The sequence below is a fragment of the Streptomyces phaeofaciens genome (assembly GCF_014648915.1).
Classification (GTDB): domain Bacteria; phylum Actinomycetota; class Actinomycetes; order Streptomycetales; family Streptomycetaceae; genus Streptomyces; species Streptomyces phaeofaciens.
In genome coordinates this window covers 165,085-182,276 of record NZ_BMSA01000006.1, presented here as the reverse complement: position 1 = coordinate 182,276, position 17,192 = coordinate 165,085, and the positions used below count along the sequence as shown (strand labels likewise).

The window sequence follows — 17,192 nt, the reverse complement described above, 5'->3', positions numbered from 1 at the left end:
ACGCCGAGGCCGGGATCAACGACCGCCGCCTGTACGACGGGAGCCGCCACACGGCCCGGCACGATCAAGTGGATCTCCCGTCCTCGGGTGCCGCTGCTCCACGAAGATCGGCCTTGTGAAGCGATCGCCGGGGAACTCGTCGCACGTGCTCCCCGGCGATCGCCGTTCTCCGGAAGGTCAGGAGGAGAGACCTCGCCGCTCCTCGAGCCTGCGCAGGCGTTCCGCGAGCGGTACCTGCCCCGGGGGCCTCAGGATGAACTTGTTCTTCATCTCGTCGAAGGCATCCAGGCAGCAGGACACGCGGTCACCCACCTCATAGTTGTCGTCGTCGTCGATGTAGAGGACATCGATGAGGCCGTCCCGTGACAGGCCCAGGTCCACGATGACTCCCCAGGGGAAAACCGCCGTGGCCTCTCCCTCGACGACGCTCCCCACGAGGCGCATCTCGGCCTCGGGCACCTCATGGTCGGTCATAGCTCGTCCATCACTCCGTAGGGGCCACGCCCCGCGTAGTCCTCGGCCACGACCAGCCCCTTGTCGCCCAGGCCGAAGTAGGCGTGGCCGTCCGGGTTCTGGCCCTTGCGGCCCGGGTAGTCCTCGGGCTTGAAGCCCTCCTCCTCGATCTTCTTGGTCTTTCCCTTGTACGGCGCCTTGTAGATGGCGTTCTTGGTCGGCGGAGCCGGCTTGGGCTTGGCCGGCGGGGCCGGCTTGGGCGGGGGCTTGGGCTTGGGGGTGGACGGCGGCGTGACGTTGTCGGCGTTCTTGACGGCGTCCTTCGTCTTGTCGGCCGCCTTGACGGTGTCCGTCGCGGCGTCGACCGCGTTCACGGCCTTGTCGCCGAAGGACGCCGTCACCCAGAGCCGGACACTGAATCCGGAGGGTGTCCCCGGACGGCTGGCCTTCGTCATCCGCTTCGGCGCGGAGCCGTTTCTGCACGACCACAAGGCACTCCGGGAGGAGATGCCCGCCGCCGCCGGGGAGCTGTGGCAGGAACACCGCGTCGTGTTCTCCCGGCCGGACGGGCGCCCCCTCGACCCGCGCGCCGACTACGAGGAGTTCAAGGAACTGCTGACCGAGACCGGGATCGACGACCACCGCCTGTACGACGGGAGCCGCGACACGACTGAGACCCTCGACAGCCGCACGGCCCGCGCTCAGCGCCGTCGCCGTATCCGGTAAAAGCAAAAGCCCCAGGTCACGGCGAGTGAGTCCTGAGGCTTCCACAGAGCCGCCTTCGGGATTCGAACCCGAGACCTACGCATTACGAGTGCGTTGCTCTGGCCATCTGAGCTAAGGCGGCGCGCTGTCCACACCTATGGTGCGATCAGCAACGTCGGTAAGTCTACACAGTTTCCGGGGGTGCTCGGACCACCCCCCGGAGGCGGTGCTTCCGGGGGCCGCCAGGTGCTCGGACCTGGCCTAGCGGCAGCGCTTGGCCGGGGTCGGAGGGGTGCCCCGGAGGAGGTAGGCGTTGATCGCGGAGTCGATGCATTCGCTGCCGCGGCCGTACGCGGTGTGGCCGTCGCCGACGTAGGTGAGGAGGCGGGCCGAGGTGAGCTGGCGGGAGAGGGCCCGGGCCCAGGGGTACGGGGTCGCCGGGTCGCGGGTGGTGCCGACGACGACGATCGGGGCGGCGCCCTTCGCCTCGATGCGGCGCGGCTCGCCCGTGGCCCGCACCGGCCAGTACGTGCAGTTCAGGGAGGCCCAGGCGAGGCCCTCACCGAAGACCGGGGACGCCTTCTCGAACGACGGGAGCGCCTTGCGCACCTCTTCGGGGCCGGAGAAGGCCGCCGGGAGGTCGAGGCAGTTCACGGCCGCGTTGGCGGACATCAGGTTCGTGTAGCGGCCGTCGCCGTCCCGCTCGTAGTAGCTGTCGGAGAGGGCGAGCAGAGCCGAGCCGTCGTTCTCCTCGATCGCCGAGGTCAGCGCCTCGCGCAGCTGCTCCCAGGCGCTCTCGTCGTACATCGCGGCGATCACACCGGTGGTGGCGAGCGCCTCGCCGAGCCGGCGGCCGTCCGGGTCGCCGGTGGGGACGGGGTGCGCGTCGAGGCGGCGGAAGAACGCCTTGAGGTTGCGGCCGACCTCGCCCTGCCGCGTCCCCAGCGGGCAGTCGCCGCGCCGCGCGCAGTCCTTCGCGAACGACCGGAACGCCGTCTCGAAGCCGGCCGTCTGGTCCAGGTTCAGCCGGCGGGCGGGCAGCGACGGGTCCATCGCGCCGTCCAGGACGAGCCGCCCCACCCGCTCCGGGAACAGCCCGGCGTACGTCGCGCCGAGCAGCGTCCCGTACGACGCCCCCACGTACGTGAGCCGCGCGTCCCCCAGCACCGCCCGCAGCACGTCCATGTCCCGGGCCGTCTCCACGGTCGAGACATGCCGCAGCAGCGCCGCCGACCGGGCGCCGCAGCTCTCCGCGAACTTCTGGTACGCGTCGACGAGTTCCGTGGTCTCGCGCTGGTCGTCGGGGGTGACGTCCGTCTGCGTGTACGAGTCCATCTCGCGCCCGTCGAGGCAGAGCACGGGCTCGCTGCGGGCCACGCCGCGCGGGTCGACGGCGACCATGTCGTACCGGGCGCGGACCTCGACCGGGTAGCCGATCCCCGCGAACTGCTGGACGTAGCCGACCGCCGAGCCACCCGGTCCGCCCGGGTTCACCAGCAGCGAGCCGAGCCGCTTGCCCGGTCCCGTCGCCTTCCTCCGGGAGACGGCGAGCCGGACGTCCCCCGCGCCCGGGTGGGCGTAGTCCAGCGGTGCCTTCATCGTGGCGCACTCGAAGCCGGGGACCCCGCAGGAGCGCCAGTCCAGCTCCTGCCCGTAGTACGGCGCGAGCGTCGACGGGGTCGCCCTCGGCAGCGCGGCCAGCTCCGCCCGCGCCGCGGAACCGGCCGGACTCGCGGCCTCCCCGGCGGAGCAGGCCGAGACGAGCAGCGCCGCGACGGAGAGAAGGGTGACACCGGTGAGGAACCTGCGGGGGGACCTGCGAGGAGAGCGCCTGGTGTGCATTCCGCGAGCGTAACTCTGCGCGACGACACGAACGCCTTACGTACACGAAGTGCCACGGACGAGGTACGCCGTCAACCGCGGTCGACGCATCACACCCCGCCCCCGGCCGCGCGCGACAGCCGCCGTCGGCCCCGGCGTCGGCCTCGCGGGCCGGCGTCGGTCTCCGTCAGCCCGCTCTCAGGGCCATCGTCATCGCCTCCACCGCCAGCAGCGGCGCCACATTGCGGTCGAGGGCGTCCCGGCACGCGGCGATCGCCTCGATCCGGCGCAGGGTGGACTCCGGGGTGCCGCCGCGGGCGAGCCGCTCCAGGGTGTCCTCGGCGTCCGCGTTGGCGATCGCGACACGGGAGCCGAGCTGGAGGGCGAGGACGTCGCGGTAGAACCCGGTGAGGTCGGTGAGCGCGACGTCGAGACTGTCGCGCTGGGTGCGGGTGCGGCGGCGCTTCTGCTTGTCCTCCAGGTCCTTCATCACCCCCGCCGTACCGCGCGGCATCCGGCCGCCCTGGACGGCGCCCAGCGCCGCCTTCAGCTCCTCGGTCTCCTTGCCGTCCATCTCCTCGGCGAGCACCTTGGCGTCCTCCGCCGCCGCGTCGACCAGCTCCTGCGCGGCCCTGAGGCAGCCGCCGACGTCCTCGACGCGCAGCGGCAGCTTCAGCACGGCGGCGCGGCGCTCGCGGGCGGCCGGGTCGGTGGCCAGGCGCCGGGCCCGGTCGACGTGCCCCTGCGTGGCCCGGGCGGCGGCCGCCGCGACGGGCGGCTCGATGCCCTCGCGCCGGACGAGCATGTCGGCGACGGCGTCGACGGACGGCGTGCGCAGGTTCAGGTGGCGGCAGCGGGAGCGGATGGTGGGCAGCACGTCCTCCAGGGAGGGCGCGCACAGCAGCCAGACCGTCCGCGGGGCGGGCTCCTCGACCGCCTTCAGGACGGCGTTGGCCGACTTCTCGTTCAGCCGCTCGGCGTCCTCGACGAGGATCACCTGCCAGCGGCCCGTGGCGGGCGAGGTGTACGACTTGCGCACCGTGTCGCGCATGTCGCTCGCCAGGATCTGCGCGCCCACGGCGGCGACGCTGCTGACATCGGCGTGGGTGCCGATGAGCGCCGTATGACAGCCGTCGCAGAACCCGCAGCCGGGGACCCCGCCGAGCGCGCGGTCCGGGCTCACGCACTGGAGGGCGGCGGCGAACGCCCGCGCCACCTGGACCCGGCCGGCGCCGGGCGGGCCGGTGAACAGCCAGGCGTGGGTCATCTTCGACGCCTCCGGCGGCGGGGTGCCGGTGGCGATCGCGGTGACGAGCGCGTCGGCGTCCCGGGCGGCGGCGGCCAACTGGTCGCTGACCTTCTCCTGCCCGACGAGGTCGTCCCATACGGTCATGGGTCACGCCGTCCTTCCGTCATGTCCGCGCCGGCCGCCGAAATGCGCCGGTTGTGGTGCTCGCTTCCATTGTGCGGGGGACCACTGACAACACGGTCCCCGCACCCGACGGCCTCCGAAGCGTCCCGGCATCCGGCGCCCGGCAGCGCCCTGGCGGGCGCCCCGGGCACGCGCTCAGCGCCGTCGGCCGCGCCCGCGCCCGCCGTCCGCGCCGCCGTCCTCGCCGCCGTCGAAGCCGTCGGTGTCCCGGTGCGGGCCCAGCAGCTCGTCCGCGAGCGACGGCAGGTCGTCCAGCGGGGTCTCCTCGGCCCAGTCCGGGCGCGGCCGCTTCAGGGGCTCGCCCTCCTCGTCGACCTGCGGCAGCTCGCGCGTGCGGTCGCCGGACCCGTCAGGACCGGCGGCCGGCCGCTCGTCGCGGAAGAAGCCCGGCGGCACCCGGTCCGTGGGGCTGTCGCCCCGCACCGGCGGCAGGACGGCCGTCTCGTCCGCGGCGCGCTGGTCGCGCACGGGCGGCAGCACCGCCGTCTCGTCCGCGGCACCCGCCGGGGGCACCGGAGGCAGTACGGCCGTCTCGTCGGCGGCGGACGCCGAGGGCGCTGCCGGGGCGGCGGGCGGCACCGGCGGCTGGGGCAGCTCGGCCGTCACCTCGGTGTCGGAGCCCTGGGCGGACGGCTGCGCGGCGGCCCGCCCGGACTGCTGCTCCAGCGGGTCCTTGTCGAGCCGTGCCCGAGCCGGCTCCGGGTCCTTGTCGAGCCGTGCCCGAGCCGGTTCCGGGTCCTTGTCGAGCCGCGCGCGGGCCGGCTCGGGCTCCTTGTCCATCCGGATGCGGGGCAGCTTCGCCGTGTCCTCCGCCGAGCCGCGCGCGGCGTCCGCCGCCGACACGACCGGAGTGGGCACGGTCACCGCCTCCGAGGGGGGCGCGGGAGGGGTCGGACGGGTACGCAGCTGCGCCGCCGCCGCGGCCTGCTCCGCCGCGCGCCGGGCCTCCTCGGCCCGCAGCAGGGCCTCTTCGGCCTTGCGCTGCTTCTCCACGCGCCGCGCCTCGGCCTCGGCGCGCAGCCGGGCCTCCTCCTCGGCCTGCTTGCGGCGCCGCTCCTCCTCCGCCTTGCGGCGGACCTCCTCCTCGGCGCGGGCCTTCTCCTCGGCGAGGAGACGCTTGCGCTCCTCCTCCGCGCGCCGCTGCGCCTCCTCGGCACGCCGGCGGGCCTCCTCGGCCTGACGCTCGGCCTCGCGCCGCTGCGCCTCCTCCAGCTCGCGCCGCTTGCGCTCCTCCTCCTCGGCGCGCAGCTTGGCCAGCTGCTCCTGGCGCTCACGCTCCAGGCGCTCCTCCTCGGCCTTGCGGGCGGCCTCTTCCTCGGCCTTGCGCCGGGCCTCCTCCTCGGCCTTCCTGCGCGCCTCCTCCTGGGCCTGGATCTCGGCCTCGGACAGGGGCAGCAGCCGGTCGAGCCGGGCCCGTACGACAGTGGTGACGGCCTCGGGCTGCTGGCCCGCGTCGACCACCAGGTAGCGGCCGGGGTCGGCGGCGGCCAGGGTGAGGAAACCGGAGCGCACGCGCGCGTGGAACTCCGCCGGCTCCGACTCCAGCCGGTCCGGGGCCTCCGTGAACCGCTCGCGGGCGGCCTCCGGGGAAACGTCCAGCAGCACCGTCAGATGCGGCACCAGGCCGTTCGTCGCCCAGCGCGAGATCCGGGCGATCTCGGTCGGGGAGAGATCACGGCCCGCGCCCTGGTAGGCGACGGACGAGTCGATGTACCGGTCGGTGATCACGACCGCGCCCCGCTCCAGGGCGGGCCGGACGACCGTGTCGACGTGCTCCGCGCGGTCCGCCGCGTACAGCAGCGCCTCCGCGCGGTGCGAGAGACCCGCGGACGACACGTCCAGCAGGATCGAACGCAGCCGCTTGCCGACGGGAGTGGCGCCCGGCTCACGCGTGAGGACGACCTCGTGGCCCTTGGCCCGGATCCACTCGGCGAGCGCCTCGGCCTGCGTGGACTTGCCCGCGCCGTCGCCGCCCTCCAGGGCGATGAAGAAGCCGGTCGTGGCCTGGGCCTGCACCGGGTCGTCGCCGCCGAGCAGCGCGTCCCGCAGGTCGTTGCGCAGGGGGACGCCGGAGCGGTCGTCCACCTTGGCGAGCACCAGCGCGGCCACCGGCAGCAGCAGCGCGCCGACCAGCATCAGGGTGAAGGCGGCTCCGCCGTGCGCGAAGACGAACTTGCCGTTCTCCAGGCGGTGCGGGCCGATCAGCGCCGCGACCAGCGGGGCGATCAGCGCGGCCAGTGCCACGGACACCCGGACGACCGCGTGCAGGTGCTCGGTGGTCCGGGTCCGGCGGTGGTCCTCGGTCTCCTGGTCGAGCAGCGCGTGCCCGGTGTTGGCGGCGACGCCCGCGCCGATGCCGGCCAGGCCGGTGATCAGCAGCACGCTGGTGACGTCCGGGACCAGCCCGGCGGCCAGCAGGGCCACGCCGGTGAAGGCGATGGCCAGGGCGAGCAGCCGGCGCCGCGACAGCGACACCAGTACCTTCGGTGCCGTCCGTACGCCGACGACGACTCCGCCGGTCAGCCCGAGCACCAGCAGCCCGTACATCACCGGGCCGCCGCCCAGGTCCTTGGCGTGCAGCACGGACACGGCGACGGCGGCCGCGATCGCCCCGGCGACCGCCGCGCAGGCGAGGACCAGCAGCGGGACGGCGCCCGTGCGGCCCGCGTCGACACCGGTGGCCGTACGGGGCCGGCGCAGTCCCTCGAGCGGGGACCGCGCGCGCGGGGTGCGCGTCGAGGGCAGTTCCAGGAAGACGACGACGGACAGGGACCCGGCGAAGAGCCCCCCGGCGACGTACGAGGCGAGGGCCGCCTGGTGCTGGGCGAACCAGTCGATGCCCGCGCCCAGCAGGTTGTTGACCAGGGAGGCCGCGACCAGGGCGGCCGCGCCGAGCGGGATCGCCAGGAAACCCGTGCGCAGCGAGAGCCGGCGCAGCGCGTCCAGGTGGTCCGGCAGCGGCCGTACCGTCGCGCCCTCCAGGGGCGGGGCCGGCAGCAGGGCGGGGGCGGCGCTCTCGCGGGCGACCGTCCAGAACCGCTCGGCGACGCCGGTCACGAAGACGGTGACCAGCAGCAGGGGCAGCGCGTCGGCCGGCGTCCAGTCGATCCACAGGGGCGCGACGATCAGCAGCACGGCACGCAGTCCGTCCGCGCCGACCATGGTCCAGCGCCGGTCGAGAGGGCCGTCCGGGGAGGTGAGTGAGGTGAGCGGGCCGAGGAGGACGGCACCGAAGAGGAGGGTGGCCAGAATCCGCACGGCGAAGACGGTCGCCACGGCGAACGCCACGCCCCGGTAGCCGCCCCCGAAGGAGCCCTCGGCGATGGCCGCCTGGAGGGCGAGGAGGACGAACACCAGCAGGGCCAGGGCGTCCGCCGCACCGCCCACCAGTTGCGCGCTCCACAGCCTCTTGAGCTGGGGGTCACGCAACAGGGCGCGCACGGCGCGTTCGCGTGAGTCGGCCACCAGGGCGTCGTCCGGGGCCGGGTGGTGGGCCGTTGGCTGCTCGGCTCGCGTCATGCTTTCAGCCTATCGGCAGCGAGTGACACACCGTGGCGCCCGTCCGTACGTACGACCGCCCCGACACCAAAGTGATGCCGGGGCGTTCGTTTCGTGAAGAACACGGGTGACGACACGGCCCAAGAGCCGTGGCCGGGATCAGTCGTCGGACGTGGCCGTCGGCGACGACGTCGTCTTGGCCGCCGTCGTCTTCTTGGCGGCCGTCGTGGTCTTGGCCGCGGTCTTCTTGGCGGCGGTCTTCTTCGCCGGGGCCGCCTTCTTGGCCGTCGCCTTCTTGGCGGGCGCCTTCTTCGCGGGAGCCTTCTTCGCCGTCTTCTTGGCGGGGGCCTTCGCCCGCTTCTCGGCGAGCAGCTCGTAGCCGCGCTCCGGGGTGATCTCCTCGACGCTGTCGCCGGAGCGCAGGGTCGCGTTGGTCTCCCCGTCGGTGACGTACGCCCCGAAGCGGCCGTCCTTGACGACGACGGGCTTGCCGCTGACCGGGTCCTGGCCGAGCTCCTTCAGCGGCGGCTTGGCGGCCGCGCGGCCGCGCTGCTTGGGCTGGGAGTAGATCTCCAGCGCCTCTTCGAGGGTGATCGTGAAGAGCTGGTCCTCGGTCTGGAGCGAGCGGGAGTCCGTGCCCTTCTTCAGGTACGGCCCGTAGCGCCCGTTCTGCGCGGTGATCTCCTGGCCCTCGGCGTCGGCGCCGACGACCCGCGGCAGCGACATCAGCTTGAGGGCGTCGTCCAGCGTGACCGTGTCCAGCGCCATCGACTTGAAGAGCGAGGCCGTACGCGGCTTGACGGCGTTCTTGCCGGTCTTCGGGGTGCCCTCGGGGAGCACCTCGGTGACGTACGGGCCGTAACGGCCGTCCCTGGCGATGATCTGGTGGCCGCTGACCGGGTCGGTGCCCAGCTCGAAGTCGCCGCTCGGCTTGGCGAGCAGTTCCTCGGCCAGCTCGACGGACAGTTCGTCGGGCGCCAGGTCCTCGGGGATGTCGGCGCGCTGGTGGCCTTCCGCGTCCTTCTCGCCCCGCTCGATGTACGGGCCGTAGCGGCCGACGCGCAGCACGATGCCCTCGCCGACGGGGAACGACGACACCTCGCGCGCGTCGATCGCGCCCAGGTCGGTCACCAGTTCCTTGAGGCCGCCGAGGTGGTCCCCGTCGCCGTTGCCGGCGTCGGCGGCACCCGCCGCGTCGCCCTCACCGAAGTAGAACCGCTTCAGCCACGGCACGGCCCGCGCCTCACCGCGGGCGATGCGGTCGAGGTCGTCCTCCATCTTGGCGGTGAAGTCGTAGTCGACGAGCCGCCCGAAGTGCTTCTCCAGGAGGTTGACCACGGCGAACGACAGGAAGGACGGGACGAGTGCCGTGCCCTTCTTGAAGACATAGCCGCGGTCGAGGATCGTGCCGATGATCGACGCGTACGTCGACGGGCGGCCGATCTCGCGCTCTTCGAGCTCCTTGACCAGGCTGGCCTCGGTGTAGCGGGCCGGGGGCTTGGTGGCGTGCCCGTCGACCGTGATCTCCTCGGCGCTGAGCGCGTCGCCCTCGGCGACCTGGGGCAGGCGGCGCTCGCGGTCGTCCAGCTCGGCGTTCGGGTCGTCCGCGCCTTCGACGTAGGCCTTCAGGAAGCCGTGGAAGGTGATCGTCTTGCCGGAGGCGCTGAACTCGACGTCCCGGCCGTCGGCGGCGGCGCCGGCGATCTTGACCGTGACGCTGTTGCCGGTCGCGTCCTTCATCTGGGAGGCGACGGTCCGCTTCCAGATCAGCTCGTAGAGCCTGAACTGGTCGCCGGTCAGACCCGTCTCGGCCGGGGTGCGGAAACGATCACCCGAAGGACGGATCGCCTCGTGCGCCTCCTGCGCGTTCTTGACCTTCCCGGCGTACGTGCGCGGCTGGGCCGGCAGGTAGTCGGCGCCGTACAGCTGCGTGACCTGGGCGCGAGCGGCGGACACGGCGGTCTCGCTCAGCGTCGTGGAGTCCGTACGCATGTACGTGATGTAGCCGTTCTCGTACAGCTTCTGCGCGACCTGCATGGTCGCCTTCGCGCCGAAGCCGAGCTTGCGGCTGGCCTCCTGCTGGAGCGTCGTCGTACGGAACGGGGCGTACGGCGAGCGGCGGTACGGCTTGGACTCGACGGACCGGACGGAGAAGCGGGTGTTCTCCAGGGCGGCGGCGAGGGCGCGGGCGTTCGCCTCGTCGAGGTGGAGGGTGTTCGCGCTCTTGAGCTGTCCCAGCGAGTCGAAGTCGCGGCCCTGCGCGACCCGCCTGCCGTCGACGGTCTGGAGGCGGGCGACGAGCGACGACGGGTCCGACGAATCCCCGGCGCGGCCGGTCGCGAAGGTGCCCGTCAGGTCCCAGTACTCGGCGGAGCGGAACGCGATGCGCTCACGTTCCCGCTCGACGACGAGCCGGGTGGCGACGGACTGGACACGGCCGGCCGACAGGCGCGGCATGACCTTCTTCCACAGGACCGGCGAGACCTCGTAACCGTAGAGACGGTCGAGGATGCGGCGGGTCTCCTGGGCGTCGACCAGCTTCTGGTTCAGCTCGCGCGGGTTGGCGACGGCGGCCTGGATCGCGGCCTTGGTGATCTCGTGGAAGACCATCCGCTTGACCGGGACCTTGGGCTTCAGCACCTCCTGGAGGTGCCAGGCGATCGCCTCGCCCTCGCGGTCCTCATCGGTGGCGAGGAAGAGCTCGTCGGAGTCCTTCAGCAGGTCCTTGAGCTTCTTGACCTGGGCCCTTTTGTCAGCGTTGACCACATAGATCGGCTGGAAGTCGTGCTCGACGTCCACGCCGAGGCGGCGGACCTCGCCCGTGTACTTCTCGGGCACCTCGGCGGCGCCGTTGGGGAGGTCGCGGATGTGCCCGACGCTCGCCTCGACGACGTATCCGGGGCCGAGATAGCCCTTGATCGTCTTCGCCTTGGCAGGCGACTCGACGATGACGAGTCGGCGGCCGCCCTGTGCGGTCTCGCTGGTCGGGGACAACTTCGCTCTTCTCTCCGGTCGACACTGGGTCTCCCCAGGCTTGCTCCCGGGGTCGGGTCATGGTGACGCTGCGGAGTGTGACGGTACATCCCGCCCCCGTGTCAAACGGGAAAAGCCCGCAACGGCCACTCGAACGGTAACCCGACTACCGCCATTCCTGCCGCCCGGAGTGTCGGCCGGTCGTTTTCCGCCGGACCGGAACGCGTCCTCTCCTTTACTGGCGTGACCCTGCTTACGCCGTTCAAACACGATCGTCGGCAGGATTCCCGAAGACGGTCCTCGGCGGCGTTCCGCACCGGGCCGCGAACAGCTCGCGAACCCGGTTCCCGAACCGGTCCGAAGGCAGGTCCGGCGCCTTGTCCGGGGGATGTGCCGCGGCTCGTCCGGAGCGGGCCGGGCGCGGGTTGCGGACCCGGTCCGGGGAGGGACTCAGAGGCGGGTGAAGCACCACGTTCCGAGGGCCAGCGCGACGACTCCGGCGAGCGTCGCGAGCGTCACGGATGCGACAGGGCTCACACCCTGGGCGACGGGTTCGCGCTGCCGCACACGGACGGCGGTCCACACCAGCAACGCGCCTCCGAACAGGGCGAACACCATTCCCGCGAAGATCGCCGGCCCGCTCTCCATGATCGCCCCGCCCCTTTTTCTCCCACGCGCGCATGCCCCAGCGACGGGAGACTGACACGCGCGGGCGGCGCCCCGGCGAACCCGAGGTGAACGAGAGGGCTACGGACGGGGTCGGTGGGCTCTCGGACGGCTTCGAGGGCTCCCGGCGGGCCCTTCGCGGGCCCGTGGCGGGGTGCCGGACGATGTTCGGCGGGCCCTTGGCGGAACCCCCTCGGCGGGGCCCCGGTGGCGTCCCGGAGGGCTCGCGACGGGGCCTCGGCGACCCCTCGGCGGGAGCCATGAGGGGTCGCGACAACCCTGCGGCGCGGCTTCCGCGGGGCCGGTCCAGGGCCCGGGCGGACCGTCGGCGGGCCCGGTCGGCGGACGGCCGGGAGCCGGCCCGGGGCGAACCGGAAGCGGACCGGAACCGACCGGAAACAGCTCGGGAGCGGACCGGGAACGGACCGGGAACGGGGGCGTGGGTGCTTTTCCGGTCGACTTCCGTGGCCCGTCGCCGGCCCTCCCCGCATACGATCTTGGCGAATCCTGTGTTCCCGTCGCACCGCCGGTCATGGGCCGACCGCGAGGCACTCCCGTGGCGGGCGCGCGGGGTGACTCGAATTTGCCCCTGCGGAGCTTGGCCGAGTTGTCGCCGTTCTTCTCGCTCTCCTTCTCGGAGCTTCTTGCGTCTTCTCGGAGCTTCTCGGGTCTTCTCTCGGCTTCTCGCGGCTCAATTTGTCGGGCGCCGATCGGTTCCGATCACTTGATGCGGCGCGGCGCGGTGCGGGTGCCTGCTGCGTGGCGTGTGTGGCGCGTGTGGCGCGTGTGGCGCAATCCGAAGGGCGGCCCGGCGGCCGCCGCCCGGTCGGCGACACCGCCGCGCTCACTCCACCGGTTCCAGGAACCCCTGCTCCACCAGCAGCCTGATCTGTGCCGGTGTGCGGTCGCGGAGCAACACCGGGTCCTCGCCCACCAGTTGGGCGATGGCGTCCAGGATGCGGCCCGCGCTCAGCGTGCCGTCGCAGACGCCGGCGAAGCCCGCGCCGACCGTGTCCACCTTGGTGGCCCGGCGCATTCCGCGGTGCTGGCGCAGTACGACGTGCTCCGGGTCCTCGGCGCCGGGCAGCCCGACCTGTTCCTGGACGACCTCACCGGCCAGCCGGAAGCGCCCGGCGAGCAGGGCCGCGTCGTCGTGCGCGCGCAGGTGGTCGAGCCGCTCGAAGTGGGCCCGGACGGTGTCGCCGAGCGGCTGCTCGACCGGGTGCGGCCACTCCTCCGCGGTGACGACGGGTTCGGCGGCGGCCGTCTTGCGCAGGGTGATCCAGCCGAAGCCGACGGCCTTCACCTTGCGCGCCTCGAACTCGTCCAGCCACGCGTCGTACCGCGCCTGGTACTCGGTCTCGTCGCCCCGGTGGTCACCGGCGTCCCGCAGCCACAGCTCGGCGTACTGCGTGATGTCCTGCACCTCGCGCTGCACGATCCACGCGTCGCAGCCGCGTGGCACCCATGACCTGAGCCGGTCCTGCCAGTCCTCCCCCTCCACGTGCTGCCAGTTGGCGAGGAACTGCGCGAATCCGCCCTCGTTCAGCCGTTCCCCCGCTCCCTGAACGAGCGAGCGGCACAGATCGTCCCCGCTCATGCCGCCGTCGCGGTAGGTGAGCCGGGCGCCGGGCGAGATGACGAACGGCGGGTTCGAGACGATCAGGTCGTACGTCTCGTCGTCCTTGACCGGCTCGTAGAGGGAGCCTTCGCGCAGGTCGGCGGCCTGGGCGCCGGACAGGGCGAGGGTGAGCGCGGTGATGTGCAGCGCGCGCGGGTTGAGGTCGGTGGCCGTCACGCGCGTGGCGTGCCGGGCGGCGTGCAGCGCCTGGATGCCGGAGCCGGTACCGAGGTCGAGGGCGGCGGCCACGGGCGTACGGACGGTGATGCCGGCCAGGGTCGTGGAGGCACCGCCCACCCCCAGGACGACCTGCTCGTCGCGGCTGCCGATGCCACCGGCGCCGCCGACGGCGCACCCCAGGTCGGAGACGATGAACCAGTCCTCGCCGTCCGGCCCGCCGTAGGGCCGTACGTCCACGGTCGCGGCGACCTCGTCGTCACCGACGCGCACCAGCCAGCGGCTCTCCACGCACGCGTGGACGGGCAGGAACTCCTCCACGCGCGCGTGGGGCACGGATTGCTGGAGCAGGAAGAGACGGGCGAGCGTCTCCAGCGGCGTGTCCCCGCGTGTCGCCCGGAGCGCGGGCACGGTCTCGCTGCGGGCCAGTGCCGCGTACGCGGGGGCGCCGAGCAGATCGAGCAGCCCGTCGGCCGTGAAGGAGGCCGCGAGCAGTGCCTCGCGCAGCCGTGCGGCCACGTCGGGACGGTCGGCGGAGGGCAGGGAGGACAGGCTGGCGTTACTCACGCCCCCCATTGTCTCCCGCGCCGCGTCAGCTGTCGGCGGCTGACGCCGACGCGGCGGCCTTCTTGCAGCCCGGCTGCTTGGCCACGGCCTGCTTGACGTCGCCCTCCTCCAGGCTCTGGAGCGAGGCGACCGCGCTCTTGTACTGCTGGGACACGTCCTTCATCTGCTCCGAGACGTCGTCCAGACCGGAGGCGAACTTCGACTGGTTCTTCGTGTCGAGCGCGTCCACCTGCTTCTTCAGGTCGGCATAGGACGCGGACAGCAGCGTGAGCTTGTCGACGGCGTCCTTGTGCTTCTTCGCCGCACCCTCGACGCCCGGAGGCGCCCCGGCCGTGCTGAGCGCGGTCGCGCGCGCCTTGAACCCGTCGGAGAGGTTCTGGAAGGCCTCGGAGTCGGTCTTCTGGAGTTCCTCCGGCTTGCCGTCCTTGGCGACCTTCGCCAGCGCGTCGTAGGCAGCCGTGATCTTCGCCTGCTGGGCGGGCACGGTCTCGCAGACCTTCTTCGCCCAGGCGTCCAGCTCCTTGGTGTCCTTCTCGTCGCTGCATCCGGTCAGCGCCAGTACCAGTACCGCACCGCCGGACAGTGCGGCAGCGAGCTTCTTGTTCACCGGTTTGGTCCCTTCCATGGCTCTCGGCCCCGGAACATACACGCCAACCGGACGACAACCCCAGAACGAATGTCCGACCCATACTCGTTTGTAAGTATTTATACCGAGAGAGAGAAGCCTCACGGCCGCCGCGGGCATCCAAAAAGAGCGGGCGGGCGGCGCGTCAATCCGCGCCGCCCGCCCGCCCTTTGAGCCGGGCCCCGTCGGCGGACCTACGAAACCACCGCGGGATCTGCCGACTTGGACGACGAGTCGGCGTTGTCCTCGTCGCCCACGGCGATGCCGCGCCGCTTGGAGACGTACACCGCGCCCACGATCACCACGAGCGCGAAGAGCGCGATCATGATCCGTACGCCGATGCTCTTGTCCTCGCCGTAGCTGAACTTGATCACGGCGGGCGCGATGAGCAGCGCCACCAGGTTCATCACCTTCAGCAGCGGGTTGATCGCGGGGCCCGCGGTGTCCTTGAAGGGGTCGCCGACCGTGTCGCCGATCACCGTCGCCGCGTGCGCCTCGCTGCCCTTGCCGCCGTGGTGGCCGTCCTCGACGAGTTTCTTGGCGTTGTCCCACGCGCCACCGGAGTTGGCGAGGAACACCGCCATCAGCGTGCCCGTGCCGATCGCGCCCGCCAGGTACGCGCCCAACGCGCCGACGCCGAGCGAGAACCCGATGAAGATCGGCGCCATGACGGCGAGCAGACCGGGCGTCGCCAGCTCCCGCAGGGCGTCCCGGGTACAGATGTCGACGACCTTGCCGTACTCCGGTTTCTCGCTGTAGTCCATGATCCCGGGGTGCTCGCGGAACTGCCGCCGCACCTCGAACACCACCGAACCCGCCGACCGCGACACCGCGTTGATCGCCAGCCCCGAGAAGAGGAAGACGACCGCCGCGCCCGCGATGAGCCCGACGAGGTTGTTGGGCTGCGAGATGTCCATCATCAGGGTCATCGGCGCGCCGTCCCCGGAGAGTTTCTCCCCGACGTCCTGCGCTCCGGTGGTGATCGCGTCCCGGTAGGACCCGAAGAGCGCCGACGCCGCGAGGACGGCGGTGGCGATCGCGATGCCCTTGGTGATCGCCTTGGTGGTGTTGCCGACCGCGTCCAGGTTGGTGAGCACCTGCGCGCCCGCTCCCTCGACGTCACCGGACATCTCGGCGATGCCCTGCGCGTTGTCGGAGACCGGCCCGAAGGTGTCCATCGCGACGATCACACCGACCGTGGTGAGCAGGCCGGTGCCGGCCAGCGCCACCGCGAACAGCGCCAGCATGATCGACGTACCGCCGAGCAGGAACGCCCCGTACACGCCCAGGCCGATCAGGAGGGCGGTGTAGACGGCCGACTCGAGGCCGACGGAGACACCGGCGAGGACGACCGTGGCGGGGCCCGTGAGCGACGACTTGCCGATGTCGCGGACCGGACGGCGGGTGGTCTCGGTGAAGTAACCGGTCAACTGCTGGATGACAGCGGCCAGGAGGATACCGATCGCCACCGCGACGAGGGCGAGGACGCGCGGATCGCCGTCCTTGCCCGCGATCGCCGTGTCGGTGACCCCGTCCAGGTCGGCGTACGTGCCGGGGAGGTAGACGAAGACGGCCACCGCGACCAGCACGAGCGAGATCACCGCGGAGATGAAGAAGCCCCGGTTGATCGCCGTCATGCCGCTGCGGTCGGTCCGGCGCGGCGCGACCGCGAAGATGCCGATCATCGCCGTGAGCACACCGATCGCGGGCACGAGCAGCGGGAACGCCAGCCCCGCGTCGCCGAAGGCCACCTTGCCGAGGATCAGCGCGGCGACCAGCGTCACGGCGTACGACTCGAAGAGGTCGGCGGCCATGCCCGCACAGTCGCCGACGTTGTCGCCCACATTGTCGGCAATGGTCGCGGCATTGCGCGGATCGTCCTCCGGAATGCCCTGTTCGACCTTGCCGACCAGGTCGGCGCCGACGTCGGCGGCCTTGGTGAAGATGCCGCCGCCGACCCTCATGAACATCGCGATGAGCGCCGCGCCGAGACCGAAGCCCTCCAGCACCTTCGGCGCGTCGGCCGCGTACACCAGCACCACGCACGAGGCGCCCAGCAGACCGAGCCCCACCGTGAACATGCCGACGACGCCGCCCGTACGGAATGCGATCTTCATCGCGTTGTGCGAAACGGTGGTGAGATCTTTTTCCGGTTCACCTTCCGCGGGAGTGGCCTCGCGGGCCGCCGCGGCGACACGCACATTGCTGCGCACGGCGAGCCACATGCCGATATAGCCGGTGGCCGCCGAGAACGCCGCGCCGATCAAGAAGAAAACCGATCGTCCGATGCGCAGATTCATGTCGTCCGCGGGCAGCAGCATGAGCAGGAAGAACACGATCACGGCGAATACGCCGAGCGTGCGCAGCTGCCGGGCCAGATAGGCGTTCGCGCCTTCCTGGACCGCCGCCGCGATCTCCTTCATACGGTCGGTGCCCTCGCCGAACGCGAGCACCTGGCGCACCAGCACGCCCGCGACCACGAGCGCGGCCAGTGCGACGACACCGATGACCACCACGAGCAGACGGTTGCCGTCGGTCAGCTGCACCGCGGCCGCGAAGGATGTGGGCTGGTCCAGCAGATGAGGGGTAGAAAGCCCCGCCATTCGTCCTCCTTGACGCTTGGGCTGAGCTCAAGATGTGGACGGATTGTAGGT

10 protein-coding genes, 1 tRNA gene and 1 pseudogene are annotated in these 17,192 nt (G+C 72.1%); 1 reads left to right on the top strand and 11 read right to left on the bottom strand.

What is annotated here, in order from left to right:
* Window positions 1-177: 177 nt before the first annotated feature.
* Window positions 178-474, bottom strand: a complete 297-nt coding sequence (locus tag IE275_RS13920; protein WP_189711425.1) for a S1 RNA-binding domain-containing protein — start codon at window positions 472-474, stop codon at window positions 178-180.
* Window positions 471-854, bottom strand: coding sequence for a hypothetical protein (locus tag IE275_RS13915; protein ID WP_189711423.1), 384 nt, complete (start codon window positions 852-854; stop codon window positions 471-473). Before IE275_RS13915 ends, IE275_RS13920 begins: the two co-directional genes overlap by 4 nt.
* A 70-nt stretch (window positions 855-924) precedes the next feature.
* On the opposite strand from IE275_RS13915, the pseudogene IE275_RS47520 reads away from it, so the two are divergent.
* A pseudogene (locus IE275_RS47520) lies at window positions 925-1,134 on the top strand (tyrosine-type recombinase/integrase); the annotation flags it as partial.
* 92 nt (window positions 1,135-1,226) lie between these two features.
* Here IE275_RS47520 and IE275_RS13905 read toward each other — a convergent pair.
* The 9 genes from IE275_RS13905 to IE275_RS13865 form a co-directional block, all read right to left on the bottom strand.
* A tRNA-Thr gene (locus IE275_RS13905) sits at window positions 1,227-1,300 on the bottom strand.
* A gap of 119 nt (window positions 1,301-1,419) precedes the next feature.
* Entirely contained in the window at window positions 1,420-3,000 is a 1,581-nt protein-coding gene (locus tag IE275_RS13900) for an alpha/beta hydrolase (RefSeq protein WP_189711421.1), read from the bottom strand.
* 166 nt (window positions 3,001-3,166) lie between these two features.
* Window positions 3,167-4,372, bottom strand: coding sequence for a DNA polymerase III subunit delta' (locus IE275_RS13895; RefSeq protein ID WP_189711419.1), 1,206 nt, complete (start codon window positions 4,370-4,372; stop codon window positions 3,167-3,169).
* A 174-nt stretch (window positions 4,373-4,546) separates the two neighbouring features.
* On the bottom strand, window positions 4,547-7,930 hold the full coding sequence (gene tmk, locus IE275_RS13890; RefSeq protein ID WP_189711417.1) for a dTMP kinase: 3,384 nt from the start codon (window positions 7,928-7,930) through the stop codon (window positions 4,547-4,549).
* A 138-nt stretch (window positions 7,931-8,068) separates the two neighbouring features.
* Window positions 8,069-10,903, bottom strand: a complete 2,835-nt coding sequence (gene topA / locus IE275_RS13885; protein ID WP_189711415.1) for a type I DNA topoisomerase — start codon at window positions 10,901-10,903, stop codon at window positions 8,069-8,071.
* Window positions 10,904-11,332: 429 nt separating this feature from the next.
* Window positions 11,333-11,530: a hypothetical protein gene (locus IE275_RS13880; RefSeq protein ID WP_189711413.1), complete on the bottom strand. Its 198-nt coding sequence runs from the start codon at window positions 11,528-11,530 to the stop codon at window positions 11,333-11,335.
* 862 nt (window positions 11,531-12,392) lie between these two features.
* Window positions 12,393-13,922 carry a DUF7059 domain-containing protein gene (locus IE275_RS13875; protein ID WP_229870228.1) on the bottom strand — a complete coding sequence of 510 codons (1,530 nt, stop codon included), beginning with the start codon at window positions 13,920-13,922 and terminating at the stop codon, window positions 12,393-12,395.
* Between the two features lie 16 nt (window positions 13,923-13,938).
* On the bottom strand, window positions 13,939-14,538 hold the full coding sequence (locus IE275_RS13870) for a small secreted protein (RefSeq protein ID WP_189711409.1): 600 nt from the start codon (window positions 14,536-14,538) through the stop codon (window positions 13,939-13,941).
* Window positions 14,539-14,732: 194 nt separating this feature from the next.
* A complete protein-coding gene (locus tag IE275_RS13865) occupies window positions 14,733-17,141 on the bottom strand; it encodes a sodium-translocating pyrophosphatase (RefSeq protein WP_189711407.1) in 2,409 nt (802 codons plus the stop codon).
* Window positions 17,142-17,192 lie beyond the last annotated feature (51 nt).